The following is a 19,793-nucleotide window of genomic DNA, read 5'->3' on the forward strand; positions in this document are numbered from 1 at the left end:
GCAGCTAATACAAGAGCGGCGCCAGCGCGAAGGTCTGGTGTGATAGAAGTGTTACGGCGAAGAGTGGTTGGGCCAGTAACCAGTGCACGGTGCGGGTCACAGATAGTGATATTGGCACCCATTTTCTGAAGGAGGTCTACAAAGTAGAGGCGGCCTTCATACATCCAGTCGTGAATAAGTGAGGTACCGGTGGCTTGGGTAGCGAGAACAGTAAACGGAGACTGAAGGTCTGGTGGGAAGCCTGGCCATGGGTTGGTTTGGACATCCGCCGCTTTCAAGTCGGGGCTTGGGAGCATGGTAAGGCTTTGGTCTTCGCCGTTGTACTCGTAGCGCGCATTGAAGTCATCCAACTTGGACAAGATAGGAATGAGGTCGTGGCGCTTTCCTACATTTTCCAATCGAACCGTGCCCTGGGTTACGAGTGCGGCAATGGCAAAGGTGCCAATTTCAATTTCATCGGGAATGACCGTGACCTCTGCCTGGTTGGTGGAGAGGTGTGGGTTGCCCTCAATGGTGACCCGGGAAGTGCCATCGCCATGAATGGCGTATCCCATATTGCGAAGTAGCTCACAGAGGTTGGAAATATGGGTTTCCTCAGCGGCATTCCAAATACTGGTCGTGCCATCGGCGCGACAGGCGGCCATGATGAGGTTTTCCGTACCGGTAACCGTCTTTTCCTTGAGGTAGACCTCGCTGCCGTGGATGTCGCCATGAATGGTGTACCAGGTGCCGTCAAAATCAATTGTTGCACCAAGTTGGGCAAAGGCGTCGAGGTGAGGGCGGATGCTTCGCTTACCAATGACGCAGCCCCCTGGGTGAGGAAAGCGCACGTTCTTGAAACGGCTCAAAAGCGGCCCAACTAACACGAGTGAGGCGCGGAGTTTGCGGCCTAGGTCCAGAGGAATCTCACTCGTTTGCAGGTTCTCCGTATGAATGGTTACGCTCTCACCTTCGCGGTGAATAGAGGCACCCATACGCTCCAAGATTTCCAACATGACACGGACATCGCCAATATCAGGGAGACGGTGAAGGGTAACTGGCTTATCGCTAAGGACCGAGGCGGCAATAAGCTTAAGCGCAGCATTTTTACGGCCAGAAATAGGAACGGTGCCTGAGAGCTGAGTATGACCAGTTATACGAAGGAGTCCCATGGAGTTCTTGAGTGAATAGATCCGTTTTACGATAGCACAGCCTCCTCGATTGGTGTAGGATGGCGTTACGAATGAAACAGACTCTGGACTGCCCTCTCGACCGAAACCTCCCGCCCAGCGGGCACCCGTGGAAGCGGTGGGCTTCAAGTACCATCTATACAGTTGCCTTCTTATTCCTTGGGATTGTTGCCTTGCTTTGGGCATTTGGGTACCGGGTGAACTGGGCCGCAGCCAGCGTAGAGCAGACGGGTATCCTAGAGCTTTCTAGTCCTCAGGCCGGCATTAACCCGGATATTTATATTAATGGTGTGAAGCAGGAGGGTTCGTTGCCTTTTGGTATACGTTGGCTCTTTGCTGGTCACTATGATGTAGAGATTCGGAAAGATGGTTATCAGACATGGCAAAAGCTTGTACGGATTGGGAAGAACGAGCGGGTTTACTATCCATCTGTAGTGCTCTTGTACGCTGAACCTAGGAAAGTTACTGCGCCAAACATCCGCATTGATGAGCTGATGAACCGCAGGTTGGACAACGCTGGCATCGAAATCCGCTCGAGTAACGAGCTTTGGGTAAAGAAAGAGTTCGTTACCCGGACATCGGCTGACATCCTGAGTGCGGAATATTATGCTGATGAGCGCCACATTATTTACCAGGCAGGTACCAAGCTTATTCTGCGCGACCTAGTATCTGGTATCAGCCAAGAAGTGGCTACCTTTGCAGAACCAAAACCCGTCCCCTACGTAGTACGAGAGAACGGGCGTGTGGTGGTGTTTGCAGAGGGTGAAACCTTGCAAGCACTCGAATTATACGAGGCTGGCGGCTTTATTGAGCGTTTCAGCCGGACCGCAGGTTTGCGCGGGTCTTAGCGGCCGCTTGGCAGGGTGCCGTTGAGTGAACTTCCGTTAAACGGAGCTGCTAGTGCTGGATCAGGGAATACCTGTTCAGCTTCAACGATAAACCGGCGGAGGCTGGTACCTACAGGTGTACAGGTAATCAGGCGGATACCTGTTTTGCTGTGGTCAGCCAAGATGGCTGTATTGGTAGGTTTTACCTCGTAAACACGGGTAACTTCGTACCGGTACATGACACCTTGGTAGTTAACCTCGAGGGTTTGGCCGACTTTCGTCTTGGTAAGCGGGGCGAAGATAGAGTTAAAATCGCCTTTTGCCCAAGCGTAGTTGGAACTATGGCCAGCAATGGCACTCATACCCTGTTGTCCAGGGACTGGGGTGCCGCTGAGGTGGATTACGCCACGCTCAAGAGCCTTGTTCATGGCTTTCTCGGTGGATTCCACATTCCAAATGATAGGTGCGGAGATTTTTACGTCTGCAGCACTGAAAGTGTCATTAGGAATGGTTACCGGAAGTGGAGTGGCGGTAGGAGTTGGTGTTGGTGCTGCGCTTGGCGTCGGTGTGGCATCAGCTACAGGGGTAGACTGGCCAGCTGGCGCAAGGATAGGCGCTGAACTGTTGACCGGGTTAGGGGCAAAGATAGTCAGGCCGGCCGCGAGAATGAGGGCAATGGCAATAAAGCCGGCTGCATAGGTGAATACACGACGAAAGAACGGCCCTGTGGTGGGGGCTTCGCGGAGAAAGATGCGAATGTCCTGATCTGAAAGTGTGTAGTTCATATAGGCTTGAATGGATCACCTTAGCAGAGAAGGCCTGTTTTGTCAAGGTGGTAACAGGTTTAATCACACGCTAAAAACCTGCTAGAGTAGTAGGACTATGACTTCAATAACTGGCAAATCACGGCATCGCATTGGCATTGATGCCCGGATGTATCGGAAGGCAACTGGTGGTTTGGGGCGCTATACGCGGGAATTGCTGCACCACTTACTTCCCCTGGATACGGAGAACGACTATATCATCTTCCTAACCGAGGCTGACCTGGCTGAGTGGGATATGGACTACCCCCATGTACGCCTAGTAGTTACCGAAGTGCCACACTTCAGCCCTATAAAGGAGCAGACTACCTTCTTGAAGGAGCTGTACGCTGAAAAACTGGATTTGATGCACTTCCTCAACTTCAACCACCCCGTGCTGTACAATCGGCCATTTGTGGTTACCCTCCATGACCTGACCATGTTCCTCTTCCCTGTCCATGGGAACAAGAAGATCCATCCTCTTAAGAAGATCGGCTTCAATGTGGTCTTCCGCCGGGCTATGAAGAGTGCAAAGAAGATTGTCGCCATTTCTGAGTACACAGCATTTGATGCAGAGAAGCAGCTTGGGGTTTCCCACGCTAAAATGGAGGTCGTGTATGAAGGTGGCCCTGAGCCGCTCCAGTTCCTTCCAGGGAGTAAGGATATGGCACAAAAGTACCTGGGAACCCGTGACCCTTATTTCTTGTTCGTCAGCCAGTGGCGCCCGCACAAGGGAATCTTGACTATTATTGAGGCGTTTAATCAGTTCAAGCAGCAGACTGGTCTGCCACACAAGCTGGTTCTGGTGGGGAACCCGGAGGCTGCAACAGATGAAGTAAGGGACTCATTGGTCAAGGCTTCTGCTGCCAGCGATATTATTGCGCCTGGCTTTGCACCCGAAGAAGTGCTGCCTGCCCTCTTCCACTACTCGACCTGCTTCATTATGCCTTCCGAGTATGAGGGGTTTGGCCTGCCTGTATTAGAGGCTTTTGCTTATGGCGCACCGGTTATTGCGGCTGACAACAGCTCTCTGCCAGAAGTGACTGGTCAAGGTGGGCTTCTTTTCCCGACTCGCGATGCCCACGCCTTGTGTGAGCAAATGAAGCGTTTAGCCCTGGAACCCCGCCTTCGTGAAGAGCTGGTGCGCCGCGGTGACGAACAGCTGCAAAAGTTCTCTTGGGAACGGTGTGCCAAGCAAACACGCTCTGTGTACCAGGCTGTCTTGGAAAAAAGACGGTAATCTGATAGTTTGAATCAGCTCTACTACGCTTTCCAATAGTGTGCCGCGGTGGCGGAACGGTAGACGCGACGGACTCAAAATCCGTTTCCCGCAAGGGGGTGAGAGTTCGATTCTCTCCCGCGGTACCAAAGAAAAGAGACAGCTTCGGCTGTCTCTTTTCTTTGTATCTGCGACGAGGATGAGGGCTCAGTTCGTCCCCGCCCATACCATGCTTTGCCAAGGGCAAAGAGCGGGGTCGGCGTAACGTTTCTTAGGCGCTCCGAGCGCAAGGCGGCGGAAGCCGGAGGAAGTGAGCGTCCCCTCTCCCGCGGTTTACAACCTTTCCTTCAACCACCCTTCCAACCCGTCAAACCTTTTTTCCAACGAAACAAATCCACGTTCCATTTTCTTCTCGACCACATCCACTTTTATATTCAGCTCCTCAAGGGCTTGATGAACAATTTCTGCATCCTTCTCTAGTATGCCAACCCGTTTCCCTAGCGTCGGTAGTACTGTTTTCATGGCGGAGATTATGGCTAAGTACGGCCAAGTTACCCCCGCTCTCCGACGTGTGCAAGGACTTAAAATCCAGAATAAAGGAATGTCTATTTACAGAGCGGGGAACAAAAACATTATGACAAACCAGACATCCGGACTTCACGTGCTCCCCGGCTGTAGTCCCCCGCTCATACGTTGCCTTGCCGGAAGGAGGCGAACGTCTTCTCTCTCGCAATAATAAAAAAACGCCCAGATATGGATCTGGGCGAATGGTATTGATATCGCAGTCGTTGCTTTAACCGCGTATATCGAGCCGGAGCTCCTCGTCGGACGCAATCACCAGCTCGATTTCGGAGCGGTTTGCTTTGACCTGCTCCGCATTGCATCTCAGGATCTGGGCAGACTTGAGAAGGTCGTCGATGAGGTGTTGGGGTAGCTCAAGGTCTTTGGAGTCCCGCTTTAATTCCCCAATGAAAGTGTTTGGGATGGCATTGGTGAGCAAGGTCTTACCAGCACTGTCAGTGATGATGTATTCCCAGCCAAACGCAGACTCCCTGTTGTTCCACGCTCCCCGGTGGATGCATATGTTGATGTCACCCGTTTCCCCTCCAAGGGGCAGGAGTGCATCCCCATTAATACCCATCTGACGATAGTGATCCTTGCAAAGCCGCAGGAAAGTGGCGGAGCATCTATTATCTATCTGCCAGTTGTCCATGTCTTTGCAGCGGGCTGTCACTCCGTAACCCTGCAGGATGGCGTAGCTGTGCACCCGATGGCCAAGAGATGGTAATAGAAGGTGGAGCTGCCGTTCGGCTTCCGTGCGGAGTGCGGTTTCTTTGCTGAGTTGGGATCTGAGCGTCACACATGTGCCCGCAAAGAATACGACGAAGATTGCGATACCAAGGACCAACAACATAACCCTGCTTTTCTAGCAAAATCCAGATAAATAGTCAAAGGGCAAGCCGGCCTGGTCGCAACCCTGGGCAGTTTCTGCTACCATCCAAAGGATGAAATTCCAGAGTAATTCAGAAGAAGAAACAAAAGCGTGGGCCAAACAACTGGTCCAGGCGTATTTTAGTAACCTTTCTGACACTGCGCTGGTCTTTACCCTTCAAGGTGAAATGGGCGCTGGCAAAACCCAGTTTGCCAAAGGTGTGGCTGAGGCCCTGGAAATTAAGGGCATTGTATCCTCACCTACGTACGTCCTCACGCGTGAATATCAGGGAGAGCTGGGTAAGCTTGTCCATATCGACTGCTGGCGCACGCCCACTATTACCCCGGAAGAGCTTCACCTGGACGAATATTTGCAGCCCGAAACCGTTACCGTTATTGAGTGGCCGGCCCCACTTGTGCCCTACCTGGCCAGCCGCACAGACATCACCCTAGTTATGCTGGAAATGGGCATAAACGGCGGCGTACGGGAAATTACGCATCTATGACCATCCTGGCGATAGATACCAGCTTTGATGACACCTCAGTAGCTGTGACGGAAAAGAGTCAGATTCTCTCCAATGTCATCTCTTCCCAAGTGAAGGATCATGCCGAATTCGGCGGCGTGGTCCCCTTCTTGGCGCAGCGTCTCCACAAAGAGCGTATCGATGCTGTCATAGAAATGGCCCTCAAAGAGGCGGGTAAAGAGTGGAAGGATATGAACGCTATCGCGGTGACCTATGGTCCGGGACTGGCACCTGCACTGGAGGTTGGCATCCAGAAAGCTCAGGAGCTGGGAGAGCTTCATGGAAAGCCAGTCTACAAGGTGAATCATATGCTTGGGCACATGGCCTCTTGTTTTACAGAGCAAGCCCCTCTCTATCCCCTCCTCAGCCTGTTGGTTTCCGGTGGGCACAGCGAGCTCATTTTTGCCCGGTCTTTTGGTGATGTTACCGTCATTGGTCAGACATTGGATGATGCCCTGGGTGAGGCTTACGACAAGGTGGCCCGTATGCTTGGGCTTGGCTATCCTGGTGGCAAAATTGTGGCTGATTTGGCTGCAGTGGGTAACCCGGATGCGTACGACCTGCCAATTCCGATGCTCCGCAGTGGCGATTTGAACCTGAGCTACTCCGGCCTTAAGAATGCAGTGCGCCTGCTTATCTTGGAGCAAGAACCTTTGGATGACGCCAAAAAGGCCGATATTGCTGCCAGCTTTGAACGCGTAGCCCAGGCTTCTGTGCTTAAAAAGGTGGAGAAAGCCTTGGAGATGTATCCTGAGGTGCAGCAGTTGGCTTTAGGGGGTGGCGTGGCAGCCAACAAGCACCTAAGGGCCATTCTGGAAAAAGCGTGTACAGAGCGTGGCGTCACCCTGCTTATTCCTCCTACCATGAGCCTCTGTACTGACAACGCCGCCATGATTGGGGTTGCTGCCTGGTTTGGGATTGAAGCTGGCCAGCAGCCCGTTACAGAAAAGATTGACCGTATTCCCTACCTTACGGTGGAAGACCCGCTTTAGGCGTCTAGCCAGGGGCGGCCAGATATGGTATTTTCGTTTCGCACCAATCAAATGTATTTGCCCGATTGGGCCCCTATCTGCTTCGCAGATAGCACCCCATTGTTCGTCAAACGCAGATATGCAAGCACATCTGCGTTTGACTCGCTCAGGGGCCCTTAGCTCAGTTGGTAGAGCACTTCCATGGCATGGAAGGGGTCAGGAGTTCGAATCTCCTAGGGTCCACCAAAGAAAAAAGACACCATCCGGTGTCTTTTTTCTTTATGAGTATAGGATTCGGACGACTGACTTATTGGAGTTCGACCACGCCCATACCTTACTTTGCCGAAGGCAAAGAGCGAGGTTAGCGCAACGTTTCTGAACCGCTTCAATATTTAGTGAAAGGTTCAGAAAGTGAGCGTTATCTCCCTTGGGGCTCAATTTAGAAATTGACCACAAAACCCAACGGCGTAAACTAGATGCATATCGGCGACAGCCGTGAACTTTCAAAGGAGAAAACAAATGTTAGGCACCGTAGTAGTACTCACTTCCTTGCTGGTTATACCAGTGGACGAAATTGCCTCAGCTCCTGTGGTTGTAAAAAGCCCCAAGAGCCCGGCCATCGTCAAAAGCGTCCCCGTGCGCAAGGGTGGGTTTCTCTACGATTCCCACCCTGTTCCATTCAAGGTCGGGCCGCCCGTACCCTTCCGTCCCCGTAGCAGGGATTGGGTAATGGTAGACCTTTCCGAAAAGACAGCTTGGCAATTCCGAGGCACAAAAGTGCTGTGGGCCTGCGAAGTCTCAGTTGGAGGAAAAGGCCACGCCCAGCTCAAGGGCTGGAACCGGATCAGAGATGTCAAATATAAAAAAGATTGGTATCCAACCGACAACACCCGCCGGATGATGAAAAAGGTAGGTGTTACCCTGCCCGACATGGTTCCTGGTGGCGACCCGCGTAATGCTCTTGGTCTCTGGTACTGGGAATTCCAGTCTCCCCTTGCAGGGCATGGTAACAATAATCCGGGGTACATAGGTGGCTATACCCGAGGTTGCATCCAGTTCGGTAACAAAGATATCGAACTCATGACTCAGACGGGCGTAGGTGAAGGAGACTACGTCTTCGTCCAGGCCTAACCCGCTGACAAATCAGAAGCCCTACCGCAAGGTGGGCTTCTTTCAAATGTAGTAACCGGCTCCCAGATTGACAAAGAAAGAAAAATAGTCTATATTCTGCTCGCACTAAATTGTGGTGCGGACATCGACAAGTACGAGGTGAAGATTGAGGAATTTACTTTTTGGAATCGCCGTTTTAGCGACCGCATCTACCCTTGGGGGATGTGGCCAGACCGTCGCCGACAAGCAGAACGAGGAGAAGATGAACCGGGCCCAGGTGCTGATGGAGAATCAGCCACCCACCCAGATCGAGTACTCCATGGATCGCTACCTGCTCAACCAGCGGAATTCCCGCTTCAACGACCCTAACAAGATGAGCTATCTCTACGTCGTCCTAATGGACGGCACGTGGCTCAAGGTAACCATCATTGGGAAGCTGACGAGTACTAGTAAGCGCCTAACCTCGCCGGAGGGACAAAACACGGTGGGGTCTTACCCGGCACCCGACGAAATGGCGACGTATGGGTCAAGCGACCCCAGTCGCGTCGGCATGACTACCATGGGAAGCCTGTTGGAGTTTGGCGGTTACTCGTCATTCATCTACTCAGAGGTCCCCCTTTCTTTCCAGGGCTTAAAACAGCCGATGGTGGAAGTGGCGGTTGTGGCTACGCCTGCGCAGCGCCTGGAGCTGCTTGAGAAGCTTGACGCACTCAAGAAGGATAGAAAATGAGGTTTGTTACTGGACTCGGGATCTTCGTAGTCTGCCTTATCGCTTGGCTGCTCCTTTCCGCCCTCGGCCTCTTTGGCCGGTCGGTGGAAACGGCGTCCGAAATGGCTGACCAGACGGTCTTCAGCGCTTCCAAGCATGTTTACAGCCACGAGGAGTTCATCCGTGAGAAGAACTCCTACGAGCAGTACGACAAGCAGGAGAAGCAAGCGGAGGCGGAGCTGGATAAGCTCGCCGAACGCAAGGTTACCTCCGGCACCGAGTATGACAACTTGGTGATGGAGAAGTCGGGCGCTCGGCAAATGAAGAACAATATCGCGGCGAGGTACAACGCCATGAGCGAGACCTCGTACAAGGCCATCTGGAAACAAGACGGCCTCCCCAAGCGGCTGGGTGATTAACCCGCCGCGCAACACACTGCCGCCCCCATCAATTGATGAGGGGCGGTTTTCATTTACACCCCCCTCCATTTCTGTCAGTAATCGGGCAAGTCAATGCCTTCTTTGACAACGGCAAGATTATTCAGAAATCCCCCTCGGTACATTCGGTTGTTCCAGCTGGCCTGGGTCAGCATGCAAGACAGCCCCGTTACCCGATGGTGAAATGTGAACCCTTGTCCCTGAGTACGCAGAACCGTACTACCCTTTGGAGGGATAATGAAACAAAAAACGAATCCGAAAGACCTTTTCTTCTTTACACGCCTTGGTGATAGCTACATTCCCCAGCCCAGCGCCGCCGCAAGCTTTAGCTTTGACCGGTTGCTGACATGGTCAGAATGGACATCGTGCCGCGCCGTGTGGGAAGCCCTTGTGCACCATGCTATGCTTCCCGGTCAGCTCTTCCATGAGCAGTCCAAGGAGATCATCCGTGCATTTGCCGCATATTCCATGGAGCCCATGCTTCTTGCGGTAGTGCTCTACGAAGCGTCGCGGTGTCCCGAAGCAACGGCTGCAATCCAAACACATGTCTTCCCCCTTATCGGGAAGGAAGCGTTTGCCTCGGCCGGACCCGTTGCCTCTCTCATCCTGATGGGTCAAAAGCCCTCTATGAGTGAGATCTATGCCACCCTGGGTATTGAGCGCCACCTGCCCTTCCCCGAAAAGGATGAGCAGATTGACGATTGCCGGCGCATTTTGGTCGAGCCTCCGGTCTGGCTTAGGAATGCCTTGGTACTCAACACGCTGGAAATGGGTACGCAGTTAGCGGGGATGCCTCAGACGCGAAAGCGGCTTACGGAGTACATCTTCTACGTGGAAAAGGATGGCGGTGCCATTCGGCAGTCCCTGCCGTACATGGCGGCTGACTTTGCCGGGGCACTGACCGCAGGCCTCAGCCACACTTCATCGCGCAATGCGTTTGAAGCTGGGAAGTCGTACGGCCGTTTCGTTAAGGAAGATGAGCACAGCACCTATGACCATCCCCTTCTCAGAAAGCTCACCGCTTTCCTGGAAGAGGACTGGGACCTTATTCCTCAAGACGTTCAGGCGGCCACCCGCGAAGTCCTTCTCAAAGGACCGAGTGAATATGCCTTCTTTCTCGTCGATCGCCTAAGCGGGGGTGACCCCGACGAATTTGGCGACCTGCTACACAGGCTCTATAGCACGCTTTCTGATAAGCGTGGCTGGATTAGGGACTGCGAGCGGAGATGTGGCATTGAGCATAGGCTTTATGAAGAAATCACCGGCCGGTTTTCGACTACGTTCTTTGAACTGTTGGATAGCCAGCCGCTGGCAGCCAAGCAGGCATTCTTCAGGGAGAACTATGGGCTTATGCGTGCGAGCAGCACGCAAACCGTAGAGGCCAAGATCGCAGGTGCACTTCTTCGGCAGTGGGTGGCGGAGTCTCCCGATGACTACGCCCCAATGCTCTCCCACTTCTTGTTTGCAATTAAGGAGGAGTACTACATGCTCAACGTTGAGCTTGTGGTTAACGTTCTCCTCGACATTGCGGATGGGAGGTTGGTTGACGGCATTCAGCACTGGCTTACGGCGGGTAGAGGGATCAAGCGGTTCGAAGGAAGCGTCCAGTCCTTTTCTACCTACCGATTGGAGCTTGCGAAGCTCGCCGAGTTCATTGTGAGCAGGAACCTGGTCGCAGGGAGGGCGGCGCTGGAGGTCACCGGCCTACGCAGCGCACTCTTTAAGGGTGGTTACCAGCTTCAACTGGCGGACTTTCCTACAGAGGAAGACTTTATCTCCCTCTTTGTGGGTACAGGTAGTCCCAACCCACGTTGGTACCTCCCGAATTCCCTTTCCTGGAGCACGGCTGAACTTATGAGGCAGTTCATTACGGTGGGATGCCAACGCGGGTCAGCGTGCAGGCAGTGTGTGGTTGAGGCTTACATAGTAGCGACGACAAGGGATGCTGCTGAGGCTGACCTGACCGACAAACTCTTCGTCAGTCTCGCCACGGAATATCCTGACCTGTGGAAGGCGGTATACTGGGCGACTGGGGCTGAAAAGGCAAAAAGGCCTAAGAACGGGCTCCTTCCCACTTCTATCGACTCCCTTCAGCCGCGGGCACTGAGCCTGCTGGCTGACCACCGCTCAGATCTCCCGGCCTATGTAGCAAGTAGGCTGCGGGCATTGTTTGCGGGAGAGATCCTCAGTAACCAAGCAGATTGGAGGCGCATCCGCTCTTTCGTTTCTGATGATGAGATTAGGGAGATCTTTTTCCGCAAGGCGGCGGGGGGTTGGGACCCAGATAGGTTGTGGCGAGGTATTGGGTTGCCACAAGCGGAGGGTTGGAAGCCCTTCTTCCAGGATGAACCGCACCGAAGTAGGTTGAACAGGTGGTTGCGCACGAATGCCCATAAGCTGGATGCGCGCACACTCGTTAAATGGGTATCAGAGTTTGGCTTCACGGGAGACCCTCTCCTTAAGCCTGCCCTGAACAAGATCCTGGATGAAAAAAGTGATACCGAGGTTTACTTTGTTCTCCGCCTCCTGCGCGAGCTGGACGGGGTCAAGGAATATGAACCTCCCACTGGTCAGCTCCAGCTGACTGATTGATTCATTGGACGTCGCATAGCGGCGTCCTTTTTCATTTCCCTATCCAAGCTCCAGACCTGTAGATTCGCTTGCACCACTCCACTCAAGGGTTGCCGTGTCCCAATCTGTTGCGTATAGTGCCACCATGTCATCGCTCCTCCTTGTCCTTACGATTGGAGTCCTGGCCCTCGCCCTGGTGGGTAGTATTGTCATTATTCGGAAGCGTCGGATGGTAGCCCTGCAAAGCACCGTCCCTATCTTCCCTGTTCGCAAGTCTAGGCGTGCGTTTTGGGTTATCATAGGTGTTTTAGTCTTGACTTGCCTGGCCTGTGGCATTGGGGCTGCTTTCTTTATGACAACGCCTCAGCCGGTCTTTGCAGCAAACGGTACGGACAAACCGACTCCCCTTGGGGCAAGTATTACCCTGAGCTTTGATAAGCCTTTGGACCGGAACAGGGTCCATCCTACAATTGAACCGGCCCTAGAAGGCGAGTGGCGTTTTGAGGACAGCACGGTGAGTAATGCGCTCTACCGTACACTCGTTTTTACCCCCGCACGTTCGTTTGACCCGGCGCAGGAATATATCATCACCCTGGATGGTATCGCTAATGTGTTGGATTTCAGCGAGAGCACGTTTACGTATACCTTTGTCACACAGGCGCTTCCCACCATCCAGAGTATTTCTCTAAAAGATAAAGATACTGGCATAGGGGTTTGTGATGATATTACCGTTACCCTAGATGCGGAGAATGATAGGCTGGCCAACTTCGACTTTGCCTTTGAGCCGGATGCGAAAGTGAGTGCGGCGTTAGCTGGTGACAAGCGTTCGTATACCCTAAAGCAAGACAGTTGCTTTGAGCAGAATGCTCCCTATACGTTGCGCATCTCCCGTAGCCTTACCGTATACAGGGATGAGGGTGAGTTGCGCCTGCAAGGGGCGCCTGAACTCTTACAGACACTCACCTTTACAACAAAGCCCGCTCCGGCGGTACAAACCTTTGCGCCAAAGGGTACTCAGCTAATCCCTTCGGAAACCAAGGAATTCTCCCTTGCCTTTGATCAGCCTATGGAGCAGGTGGAGGCAAAAGGAATTACAGTAACGCCGGCACTTTCTGGTGCCTGGTCTTGGAAGGATGCCACTACCCTTGTCTTTGCTGTGACGGATGCCTTGCAATTTGAAACCACCTACACCGTTGCGGTGCCATCTGGAATAACGGATGCGAGAAAAGGGAGAACAGTGGAAAGCCGTAGCTTTAGTTTCACAACTATTGGCAAACCGCACGTGACGCGCATCTCACCGCGTGCTGGTGCGACGGCCGTGGCGGTGAATACACCCATCTCCGTTGTCTTTGACCAGCCGGTAGATCATACCACCGCGGAGGCGGCCTTTACCCTCTCCCCGTCCGTCCCGGGTACATTCTCTTGGAGTGGTAATACAATGAGCTACAATGCGCCCCTAGCTAAAGATAGTCACTACACAGTGCGCGTGGCTAAGGGGGTTAAGAGTGTCCATGGGCTTGTTTCTGTCACCACGGTAGAGTCATCCTTTGCCACCGAAGAGAGCGTTACCTTGCTCAATATATCTTTTGATAGGCAGGACTCCCCGCTTTCCTGCGAAGTTGCCTCCCTTAAGATGGCCTTGGCATACAAGGGAATCTCGGTGAGCGAGAGCGCCCTTATGGATGGCGTTGGGTTTGATACGACAGCAGAGCGTGGGGACACTTGGGGTGACCCCGACCAGGGTTTTGTGGGAAGTATCACCGGCCGTCAGAACACTACGGGCTATGGTGTACATTGGGCGCCAATTGCCCGCGCTGCACGTAATTACCGCAGCGCGCAGTCCTTCTCAGGATGGTCACTGTCTGACGCCACAAGCGCAATTGCCGCGGGCAACCCGGTAGTGACATGGGGCGTATACCCTGGGAGTACGCGGGATTCTTGGGTAACGCCAGAGGGGCGGACTATTAATACCTGGAAGGGAGAGCATGTTCGCGTGCTGATCGGATTTACCGGTTCTGCATCCAACCCTTCGCGGCTCATTATGGTAGATCCTGTGGACGGCAGGCTTAGTTGGAGTGTCGGTACCTTCATGAGCGACTGGTCTGCCTTTGGGAACAGTGGCGTAGTTGTCTACTAAAAAACCACCCGTGAAGGTGGTTTTTTATTCTAACGGCCTAGCGCCGGGGCTTCTTGGTAAAGGTGAGTCCTATCATGAGGATGAAGGCACCAAGGAAGGCAAAGATAAGCGTTGTCCAGAGGGCAGCCTCAGCGTACGGCAGCCCAGCCAATCCAAGGAAGATGGCTACGCCGGCACTCATGAGCATGAGGGAGAAGCCGAGGATACTTAGTACAATGCACGTTACGCCGAGCGCAATGCGGCGGAGGTAGGGCGCCAACGGTGAAACAGCATCTTTCATTGCCCCCTCCACTTGGTCCGTAAGGTACCTGCGTGCAAGTGAAATGATGAAACTCATGGTTACCGGTCCTTCTTGGTGAGAAGGCCGACAAGCACTCCTACGCCCATGCCGAGTGCGGCAATGGCCCAAGGGTTGTCATGCGCAAACTCATTCGTCTTGGCTGCAGCTTCCTTGGCCATACGAATCTTGTCACGATTCTTTTCTGCGGTCTCGCTTGCCCACTCACGTGCGTTACCCATGTAGCTATCAACAACTTCGTCGATATCCTCGGCGGCACTTGAGGTTAAGTCCTGAAGTTTCTCGCTGAGTGCATCGATTTGCTTCTTGAGATTGTGGATCTCACGCTCGGATTTAGTCATACGCTCCTCCATAGGTTAAGGATGTACAGTAGTCTCGTAGTACCATTTGGTAGCCAAAATGGCAATCGTTAAGGCAAGCTGCTAGGCTGGTAGCGAACACTTATTTACGTACCCACCTTGGTTTTTCTTTCATGATTATCCCCCGCTTTCTTGCTTCTGGAATACTCGCACTCACCTTCTCAGTGAGTGGGGTCTCTGCCCATGTAGTTGTTCGCCCTGCGGAAGTAGCTCCTGCTGCTTTCCAGACGTTTACGATGGGCGTCCCCAACGAGAAGGCCGTGCCAACTACTTTTGTTAGGCTTGTAGTGCCCTCTGGGCTGAAGCACGTTTCCCCTACGGTCAAGCCAGGTTGGGCTATTGAAGTGAAGAAGGAGGGCGAGGGCGAAAGCGCAGCCATTACAGAGATCTCTTGGAGTGGCGGGTCCATTCCGGCCGGTCAGCGGGATGACTTTACCTTTAGCGCGCAGGCTCCTGTGGCAGAGGGTGAGCTTCAGTGGAAGGCTTATCAGACCTACGAGGGTGGTGAGGTTGTTGCTTGGGACCAAGCTCCAACTGGCGGCCATGGTGACAGCGAAGTGAAGCCCTACTCAGCGACAGCCGTAGTGGAAACAGCTAGTTCTCCAGACAGTGGCGCACCCTACCAGTGGCTTTCCTTGGTAAGCGCCGCACTAGCCCTTATTGCCCTTGGGTTCAGCCTGCGGAAGGCCTAATTACCCGCTAGGGAAAACGCACCTCTCGGTGCGTTTTTTTGTTAGCAGGGGTATGATAAGCATATGCCTAACCTTGTCGTACTCCTCATCTGTGTAATCGTTGCAACAGCGGCCTTCATTTGGCTGACGGCGGGTGTACTGTCTGCGTTCAGTTGGCCAATTGCCCGCTTGGGCAGCCTGGCTCATGACACGCTCAAGCTGAAACCTGGCAATGACCAGGATGCTTGGCTATTTGTACTCCTTATTAGCGTGACACGCGTGCTAGTCACCCTTCTTGGTGCCCTCACCTTTACCGCAGCCCTCTCCGTTGCATTGCTTCCTGTACCAGAAATTGTCCCAGAGCTTCGTAATGGCCTGTGGAACATCTTTATTATGCTGTTTATCATGCGGATGGCTGCCATATTTGTGGCTTCTGCCATGCTGGGGGGCTCTGTGCGGACTGTTCTCAAAACCCTTAAGGGTTAAGCGGGGGCTGGAGCGGGTTTGAAGTTTACCTCAGGAACATCAGACTGCACGTTAGAGCACGGGTCCGTAATAGTCAGAACTTCCTTAAGGGGCGTTATATTGCCATTTTTGGCATGAAATTCTGCCAAGCGCAGCTTCTTTACGTGCTCTTCAAGGCAAAGGAGCCTCTTTACGTTAAAGGCAACGCTTCCCGCCGCTTTCTTATACTCGCTGTCCAGGCCACCTGAAGAGTCTGTGGTGGAGACACTCCATATTTCTACCTGCCGGCGCATCATGGAGTCTTTTTCCAGGGAAAGCTTTTCCCTTTCCCGTTCAAATAAAACGATTGCCTCTGCTGCTTGCTTGAGAAGCGTCGCCGTGTCCTCTTTTGTACCCCCAAATGGCCATCCCATAGTGGTTCTTTGCTGCTAGTATATGCCAAATGGAAGCTTCCCGCCTACTAATTGTTGAAGATGACACGCATTTAGCGGCAGCAATCGCTGACGCTTTATCGTCGTCTTCGCTCATTATCGAGACCGCGCACACGGGCACGACAGGTTTAGAAAAGGCCCGGGCGCAAAAACCCGACCTACTCCTTTTGGACCTTGGCCTCCCCGAATTGCATGGCTTGGCAGTATTAAAAGCCCTGCAGGTGGAGTGTCCCCAATGTCGCGTCTGCATAATGACTGCCGAGGATGAATTGGAAGTGAAGTTGAGTGCCTTTGCCGCTGGTAGTGACGACTACTTAGTTAAGCCCTTTGCTTTCCCTGAGCTGCAGGCCCGGGTTAAGGCACTTCTTAAGCGTTCCAAACAAACCACTGCACCGACCCTGGTATTTGGTGATACGTGTATTTACCGTGGTGCACCCCTTGTCCAACGTGCAGGAAAACGGGTGCAGCTTACCCCAATGGAACATAGGCTCCTGGTATATCTGGCTGAAAGGCCTGGAGAGGTTGTCTCCAGAAGTGAGCTTTTGGACGAGGTCTGGCATACGGCTGATAGGTACCCAAACACCGTAGATGTGCATATTGAAAGCCTGCGCAAGAAAATTGATATTCCCTTTGGGCGTAAGAGTATCCGCACAGCTTACCGGCAAGGGTACTTCTTTGAGGCATAGGTAGGCGTTCAGAAAGCTTTCATGATCCTGTTGGCGAAAAGTCACAGACTGACCACATGGAACATATTCTTTTTCTTAACGTGTCATACCCGCTGGAGCCACTTTGCCGGGCACTGCGGGCTGGTGGGGTAGTTAGTACGGTGACTGAGAGCACTCAGGAGTGGGTGCACTTAAGCCGAATCAGGCCGTGGTCGCTTTGTGTTATTGCGGTGGAGGCAGTGGATGAGCTGCCCGACCTTACCTACATTCCTGACCGCATAGCACTCTTGGTGCTGGCCGAAGACATAGTGCCTGCAAGTTTGCGCGCGCCGTTCTGTGCCTGTTGGATAGGTGGGGCCTCTGCCAGCCAGGTGTTGCGGGTAGCAAGGCAGCGAAGCCTTATGGTGGCCGAGTCCGCGCACGAGATAAGTATCGGCAACTTAGTCCTTAACAGTGATGAGCACTCTGTGTGGTGGAAGGGCGAGGAGCTACTCCTCACCCCGCGCCAATTCTGCGTACTGCGCCTCCTTGCTAGCCAGCCTGGCCGCATATTCACCCGCATTGAGATTTGGGAGCACTGCTGGGGACTCTCGGACTATCCCGAGAGTAACGCGGTTGATGCCCATATCCGGCGCATCCGCCGCCGCGTCCCCCGGGACCTTGCTGCCTGTATTCATACTGCCTATGGCATAGGGTACCGTTTCCTCCCCTACAGCGGGGGTAAGCTCCGTGAGGAGGACCCTATACTCGTGCACGATTTCCCGCAGTCTTCGGGCAAGGTGTTGGCGGCGCTCTAGGGCAGCCGATTGGCACATATGCCTACCTTTTGGGGTGCAGCGCCAATAGAGACGCGCAGGGCCAATGGCAGACTCTTCCCGCCGTTTAGTGATAAGGCCTAAGCGGGAAAGGCGGTTGAGTGCCTCATAGGTGGACGAGCGGCTAGTAATACCATCGCGGCCTAAATGTTGCCACAGGAGGTGGCCATACATGGGTACAACGGACAATGCGTGAAGCACGCGAACTTCTAAGGATGATACATATGGTTTCATGCCGCTGATTCTGCGGGAAAGTCTTGCTATAGTACTGAAGAGATTATGAAGACATACGATCACCGCGAAATTGAGCAGAAGTGGCAGATGCGCTGGGAAGAGGCGCGTACCTTTGCGACCCCGGAACTTTCCCCCGGTGAGCAAGGAATGTACATTTTGGACATGTTCCCCTTCCCGTCCGGCGCTGGCCTACACGTAGGGCATCTCCTTGGCTATACCGGATCAGACATTGTCGCCCGGGCTGCACGCATGCAGGGTAAGAAAGTCCTGCACCCTATGGGGTGGGATGCCTTTGGCTTGCCTGCGGAGAACTATGCCTTTAAGACGGGTACTCATCCTGCAGATTCCATCAAGACTGCTGTTGCTGAGTACAAAAGGCAGTTCCGTCAGGCTGGTATCAGTTATGACTGGGACAAGGAGCTGAACTCCGCTGAACCTGAATACTACAAATGGACCCAATGGCTCTTTGCCTTCCTGTATGAGCGAGGACTGGCGTATCAAAAGGACGGTTTGGTGAACTGGTGCCCTAAAGACCAAACCGTACTCGCCAATGAACAGGTAGTAGGTGGGCATTGTGAGCGGTGTGGTACGCAAGTTGTCCAAAAGCAACTGAAGCAGTGGTACTTCAAGATTACTGACTATGCAGACCGTCTCATTGAAGACCTGGACTTAGTGGAATGGCCGGACCGTATCAAGCAGATGCAGCGGAATTGGATTGGCAAGTCTAACGGCGCACGCCTTGGCTTTGCCGTAGCCGGTAGTGAGGCGTTCGTAGAAGTGTTTACCACCCGCCCTGACACCCTTTTTGGTGCCACATACCTGGTTCTCGCGCCAGAACATGCGTTGGTATCCCAAATTACTACCCAAAATCAGCAAGATGCGGTTGCTGAGTATGTGGAGGAGACCCAAAAGAAGACGGAGCTAGAGCGACTCCATTTGGATAAGACCAAGACAGGCGTTTGGACGGGAGCATATGCCGTCCATCCCCTTACCAAGCAGGAAATTCCCGTTTGGATTAGCGACTATGTGCTAAGTACCTATGGGACGGGTGCCATCATGGCTGTACCAGCCCACGATGAACGGGACTACGAATTCGCCACTGCATTTAACCTCCCTATCGTACAGGTAGTAACTACGGAAGGCGGAGCCAATTTACCCTCTTCGACTCATGGCTTCCTTATGAACTCCGGTGAGTTTGATGGGGAATCCTGTGAGGACGAAGAAGTGGTAGGCAAAATAATCGCGGCTGCAGGGGGTGAGCGTCAGGTGACGTACCGTTTACGTGATTGGCTCGTTTCCCGCCAGCGCTACTGGGGTGCCCCAATTCCTATTACTTACGACGAGGACGGGAATGCACACCTTCTCCCTTCAGCGGACCTTCCACTCGAGTTGCCACGGGATGTGACCTTCCTCCATGCTGGGCAGTCTCCTCTTCTTACAGCTACGGAATGGCTTCAGTTTGTTGACCCTGTTACAGGTAAGAAAATGACACGCGAAACAGACACGCTTGACGGCTTTGTCTGCTCAAGTTGGTATTACCTCCGTTTCCCAGACCCACATTACGCTGAGGCGGCCTTTAACCCTAAAAAGGCCGAACAGTGGCTACCGGTGGACATGTATATCGGTGGGGCCGAACATGCTGTCCTTCACTTGCTGTATGCCCGGTTCATTACAAAGGTGCTCTTTGACGCTGGCCTAGTTCCTTTCAAAGAGCCTTTCCAGAGCTTGCGGAACCAAGGCATGATCCTAGGTCCCGATCACAACAAGATGTCCAAGTCCAAAGGCAACGTTATCAATCCTGATGATGTCATTAGTGAGCTTGGTGCCGACACCCTTCGTACGTATGAAATGTTCATGGGTCCTTTTGAGCAGGAGAAACCTTGGAGCACCACCAGCATTGCCGGTGTACGCAGGTTCCTGGAAAAGGTCTGGAAGCTACAGGAAAAGTTG

General features: G+C 53.2%; 21 protein-coding genes and 2 tRNA genes. 16 read left to right on the forward strand and 7 right to left on the reverse strand.

The window, feature by feature from the left end; translation table 11 throughout:
• On the reverse strand, nt 1-1,151 hold a 1,151-nt coding region (gene murA, locus VLA04_00990; protein HSI20273.1), incomplete at its 3' end, for a UDP-N-acetylglucosamine 1-carboxyvinyltransferase.
• Between the two features lie 71 nt (nt 1,152-1,222).
• Between murA and VLA04_00995 the strand changes: the two genes are divergently transcribed.
• Complete coding sequence (locus VLA04_00995) at nt 1,223-2,017, forward strand: PEGA domain-containing protein (GenBank protein ID HSI20274.1); 795 nt, start codon at nt 1,223-1,225, stop codon at nt 2,015-2,017.
• On the opposite strand, the gene VLA04_01000 is transcribed toward VLA04_00995, so the two are convergent.
• Entirely contained in the window at nt 2,014-2,781 is a 768-nt protein-coding gene (locus tag VLA04_01000; GenBank protein HSI20275.1) for a sortase, read from the reverse strand. The genes VLA04_00995 and VLA04_01000 overlap by 4 nt on opposite strands.
• Nucleotides 2,782-2,878: 97 nt before the next feature.
• Between VLA04_01000 and VLA04_01005 the strand changes: the two genes are divergently transcribed.
• Nucleotides 2,879-4,036: a glycosyltransferase family 1 protein gene (locus VLA04_01005; GenBank protein HSI20276.1), complete on the forward strand. Its 1,158-nt coding sequence runs from the start codon at nt 2,879-2,881 to the stop codon at nt 4,034-4,036.
• 42 nt (nt 4,037-4,078) lie between these two features.
• Nucleotides 4,079-4,164 (forward strand) — tRNA-Leu (locus VLA04_01010).
• A 184-nt stretch (nt 4,165-4,348) separates the two neighbouring features.
• On the opposite strand, the gene VLA04_01015 is transcribed toward VLA04_01010, so the two are convergent.
• Together VLA04_01015 and VLA04_01020 are read right to left on the reverse strand one after the other, a co-directional pair.
• Nucleotides 4,349-4,537, reverse strand: coding sequence for a hypothetical protein (locus VLA04_01015; GenBank protein HSI20277.1), 189 nt, complete (start codon nt 4,535-4,537; stop codon nt 4,349-4,351).
• Nucleotides 4,538-4,808: 271 nt separating this feature from the next.
• Nucleotides 4,809-5,429: a hypothetical protein gene (locus VLA04_01020; GenBank protein ID HSI20278.1), complete on the reverse strand. Its 621-nt coding sequence runs from the start codon at nt 5,427-5,429 to the stop codon at nt 4,809-4,811.
• A gap of 91 nt (nt 5,430-5,520) precedes the next feature.
• Here VLA04_01020 and tsaE point away from each other — a divergent pair, with 91 nt between their 5' ends.
• From tsaE to VLA04_01060, 8 genes are all read left to right on the forward strand, one after another.
• Entirely contained in the window at nt 5,521-5,952 is a 432-nt protein-coding gene (tsaE, locus tag VLA04_01025) for a tRNA (adenosine(37)-N6)-threonylcarbamoyltransferase complex ATPase subunit type 1 TsaE (GenBank protein HSI20279.1), read from the forward strand.
• Nucleotides 5,949-6,962 (forward strand): tRNA (adenosine(37)-N6)-threonylcarbamoyltransferase complex transferase subunit TsaD, encoded by a 1,014-nt coding sequence (gene tsaD, locus VLA04_01030; protein ID HSI20280.1) that lies wholly within the window; start codon nt 5,949-5,951, stop codon nt 6,960-6,962. The genes tsaE and tsaD overlap by 4 nt, the downstream gene beginning before the upstream one ends.
• A 149-nt stretch (nt 6,963-7,111) precedes the next feature.
• A tRNA-Ala gene (locus VLA04_01035) sits at nt 7,112-7,187 on the forward strand.
• Nucleotides 7,188-7,460: 273 nt separating this feature from the next.
• Complete coding sequence (locus VLA04_01040; protein HSI20281.1) at nt 7,461-8,072, forward strand: L,D-transpeptidase; 612 nt, start codon at nt 7,461-7,463, stop codon at nt 8,070-8,072.
• A gap of 145 nt (nt 8,073-8,217) precedes the next feature.
• Nucleotides 8,218-8,781 (forward strand): hypothetical protein, encoded by a 564-nt coding sequence (locus VLA04_01045; GenBank protein ID HSI20282.1) that lies wholly within the window; start codon nt 8,218-8,220, stop codon nt 8,779-8,781.
• The gene (locus VLA04_01050; protein ID HSI20283.1) at nt 8,778-9,179 is read left to right on the forward strand and encodes a hypothetical protein; all 402 of its coding nucleotides are present in this window, start codon (nt 8,778-8,780) and stop codon (nt 9,177-9,179) included. Before VLA04_01045 ends, VLA04_01050 begins: the two co-directional genes overlap by 4 nt.
• A gap of 255 nt (nt 9,180-9,434) precedes the next feature.
• Complete coding sequence (locus tag VLA04_01055; protein ID HSI20284.1) at nt 9,435-11,789, forward strand: hypothetical protein; 2,355 nt, start codon at nt 9,435-9,437, stop codon at nt 11,787-11,789.
• 124 nt (nt 11,790-11,913) lie between these two features.
• A complete protein-coding gene (locus tag VLA04_01060) occupies nt 11,914-13,905 on the forward strand; it encodes an Ig-like domain-containing protein (protein HSI20285.1) in 1,992 nt (663 codons plus the stop codon).
• A 37-nt stretch (nt 13,906-13,942) separates the two neighbouring features.
• On the opposite strand, the gene VLA04_01065 is transcribed toward VLA04_01060, so the two are convergent.
• Entirely contained in the window at nt 13,943-14,242 is a 300-nt protein-coding gene (locus tag VLA04_01065; protein ID HSI20286.1) for a hypothetical protein, read from the reverse strand.
• A gap of 2 nt (nt 14,243-14,244) precedes the next feature.
• Nucleotides 14,245-14,544, reverse strand: a complete 300-nt coding sequence (locus VLA04_01070; protein ID HSI20287.1) for a hypothetical protein — start codon at nt 14,542-14,544, stop codon at nt 14,245-14,247.
• A gap of 131 nt (nt 14,545-14,675) precedes the next feature.
• On the opposite strand from VLA04_01070, the gene VLA04_01075 reads away from it, so the two are divergent.
• Nucleotides 14,676-15,254, forward strand: a complete 579-nt coding sequence (locus VLA04_01075; protein ID HSI20288.1) for a YcnI family protein — start codon at nt 14,676-14,678, stop codon at nt 15,252-15,254.
• A 63-nt stretch (nt 15,255-15,317) separates the two neighbouring features.
• Complete coding sequence (locus VLA04_01080; GenBank protein HSI20289.1) at nt 15,318-15,719, forward strand: hypothetical protein; 402 nt, start codon at nt 15,318-15,320, stop codon at nt 15,717-15,719.
• Here the strand turns inward: VLA04_01080 and VLA04_01085 are convergent.
• Nucleotides 15,716-16,111 carry a hypothetical protein gene (locus VLA04_01085; protein ID HSI20290.1) on the reverse strand — a complete coding sequence of 132 codons (396 nt, stop codon included), beginning with the start codon at nt 16,109-16,111 and terminating at the stop codon, nt 15,716-15,718. The genes VLA04_01080 and VLA04_01085 overlap by 4 nt on opposite strands.
• 29 nt (nt 16,112-16,140) lie before the next feature.
• Between VLA04_01085 and VLA04_01090 the strand changes: the two genes are divergently transcribed.
• The 3 genes from VLA04_01090 to leuS all read left to right on the forward strand — a co-directional run.
• Nucleotides 16,141-16,815 (forward strand): response regulator transcription factor, encoded by a 675-nt coding sequence (locus tag VLA04_01090; protein HSI20291.1) that lies wholly within the window; start codon nt 16,141-16,143, stop codon nt 16,813-16,815.
• A 56-nt stretch (nt 16,816-16,871) separates the two neighbouring features.
• Complete coding sequence (locus VLA04_01095) at nt 16,872-17,591, forward strand: winged helix-turn-helix domain-containing protein (GenBank protein ID HSI20292.1); 720 nt, start codon at nt 16,872-16,874, stop codon at nt 17,589-17,591.
• Between the two features lie 297 nt (nt 17,592-17,888).
• The coding region (gene leuS / locus VLA04_01100; protein ID HSI20293.1) for a leucine--tRNA ligase at nt 17,889-19,793 on the forward strand (1,905 nt) is incomplete at its 3' end.

It is taken from the genome of Verrucomicrobiia bacterium, assembly GCA_035460805.1.
Classification (GTDB): domain Bacteria; phylum Patescibacteriota; class UBA1384; order CAILIB01; family CAILIB01; genus DATHWI01.

What these genes read in the sequence shown, in the direction of transcription:
- VLA04_01000 (HSI20275.1), bottom strand. Translation starts at nt 2,781, where the DNA reads ATGAACTACACACTTTCAGATCAGGACATTCGCATCTTTCTCCGCGAA.
- VLA04_01080 (HSI20289.1), top strand. Translation starts at nt 15,318, where the DNA reads ATGCCTAACCTTGTCGTACTCCTCATCTGTGTAATCGTTGCAACAGCG.
- VLA04_01060 (HSI20285.1), top strand. Translation starts at nt 11,914, where the DNA reads ATGTCATCGCTCCTCCTTGTCCTTACGATTGGAGTCCTGGCCCTCGCC.
- VLA04_01090 (HSI20291.1), top strand. Translation starts at nt 16,141, where the DNA reads ATGGAAGCTTCCCGCCTACTAATTGTTGAAGATGACACGCATTTAGCG.
- VLA04_01055 (HSI20284.1), top strand. Translation starts at nt 9,435, where the DNA reads ATGAAACAAAAAACGAATCCGAAAGACCTTTTCTTCTTTACACGCCTT.
- VLA04_01005 (HSI20276.1), top strand. Translation starts at nt 2,879, where the DNA reads ATGACTTCAATAACTGGCAAATCACGGCATCGCATTGGCATTGATGCC.
- tsaE (HSI20279.1), top strand. Translation starts at nt 5,521, where the DNA reads ATGAAATTCCAGAGTAATTCAGAAGAAGAAACAAAAGCGTGGGCCAAA.
- tsaD (HSI20280.1), top strand. Translation starts at nt 5,949, where the DNA reads ATGACCATCCTGGCGATAGATACCAGCTTTGATGACACCTCAGTAGCT.
- VLA04_01050 (HSI20283.1), top strand. Translation starts at nt 8,778, where the DNA reads ATGAGGTTTGTTACTGGACTCGGGATCTTCGTAGTCTGCCTTATCGCT.
- VLA04_01085 (HSI20290.1), bottom strand. Translation starts at nt 16,111, where the DNA reads ATGGGATGGCCATTTGGGGGTACAAAAGAGGACACGGCGACGCTTCTC.
- VLA04_01065 (HSI20286.1), bottom strand. Translation starts at nt 14,242, where the DNA reads ATGAGTTTCATCATTTCACTTGCACGCAGGTACCTTACGGACCAAGTG.
- VLA04_00995 (HSI20274.1), top strand. Translation starts at nt 1,223, where the DNA reads ATGAAACAGACTCTGGACTGCCCTCTCGACCGAAACCTCCCGCCCAGC.
- VLA04_01075 (HSI20288.1), top strand. Translation starts at nt 14,676, where the DNA reads ATGATTATCCCCCGCTTTCTTGCTTCTGGAATACTCGCACTCACCTTC.
- VLA04_01040 (HSI20281.1), top strand. Translation starts at nt 7,461, where the DNA reads ATGTTAGGCACCGTAGTAGTACTCACTTCCTTGCTGGTTATACCAGTG.
- VLA04_01095 (HSI20292.1), top strand. Translation starts at nt 16,872, where the DNA reads ATGGAACATATTCTTTTTCTTAACGTGTCATACCCGCTGGAGCCACTT.
- VLA04_01070 (HSI20287.1), bottom strand. Translation starts at nt 14,544, where the DNA reads ATGACTAAATCCGAGCGTGAGATCCACAATCTCAAGAAGCAAATCGAT.
- VLA04_01015 (HSI20277.1), bottom strand. Translation starts at nt 4,537, where the DNA reads ATGAAAACAGTACTACCGACGCTAGGGAAACGGGTTGGCATACTAGAG.
- VLA04_01020 (HSI20278.1), bottom strand. Translation starts at nt 5,429, where the DNA reads ATGTTGTTGGTCCTTGGTATCGCAATCTTCGTCGTATTCTTTGCGGGC.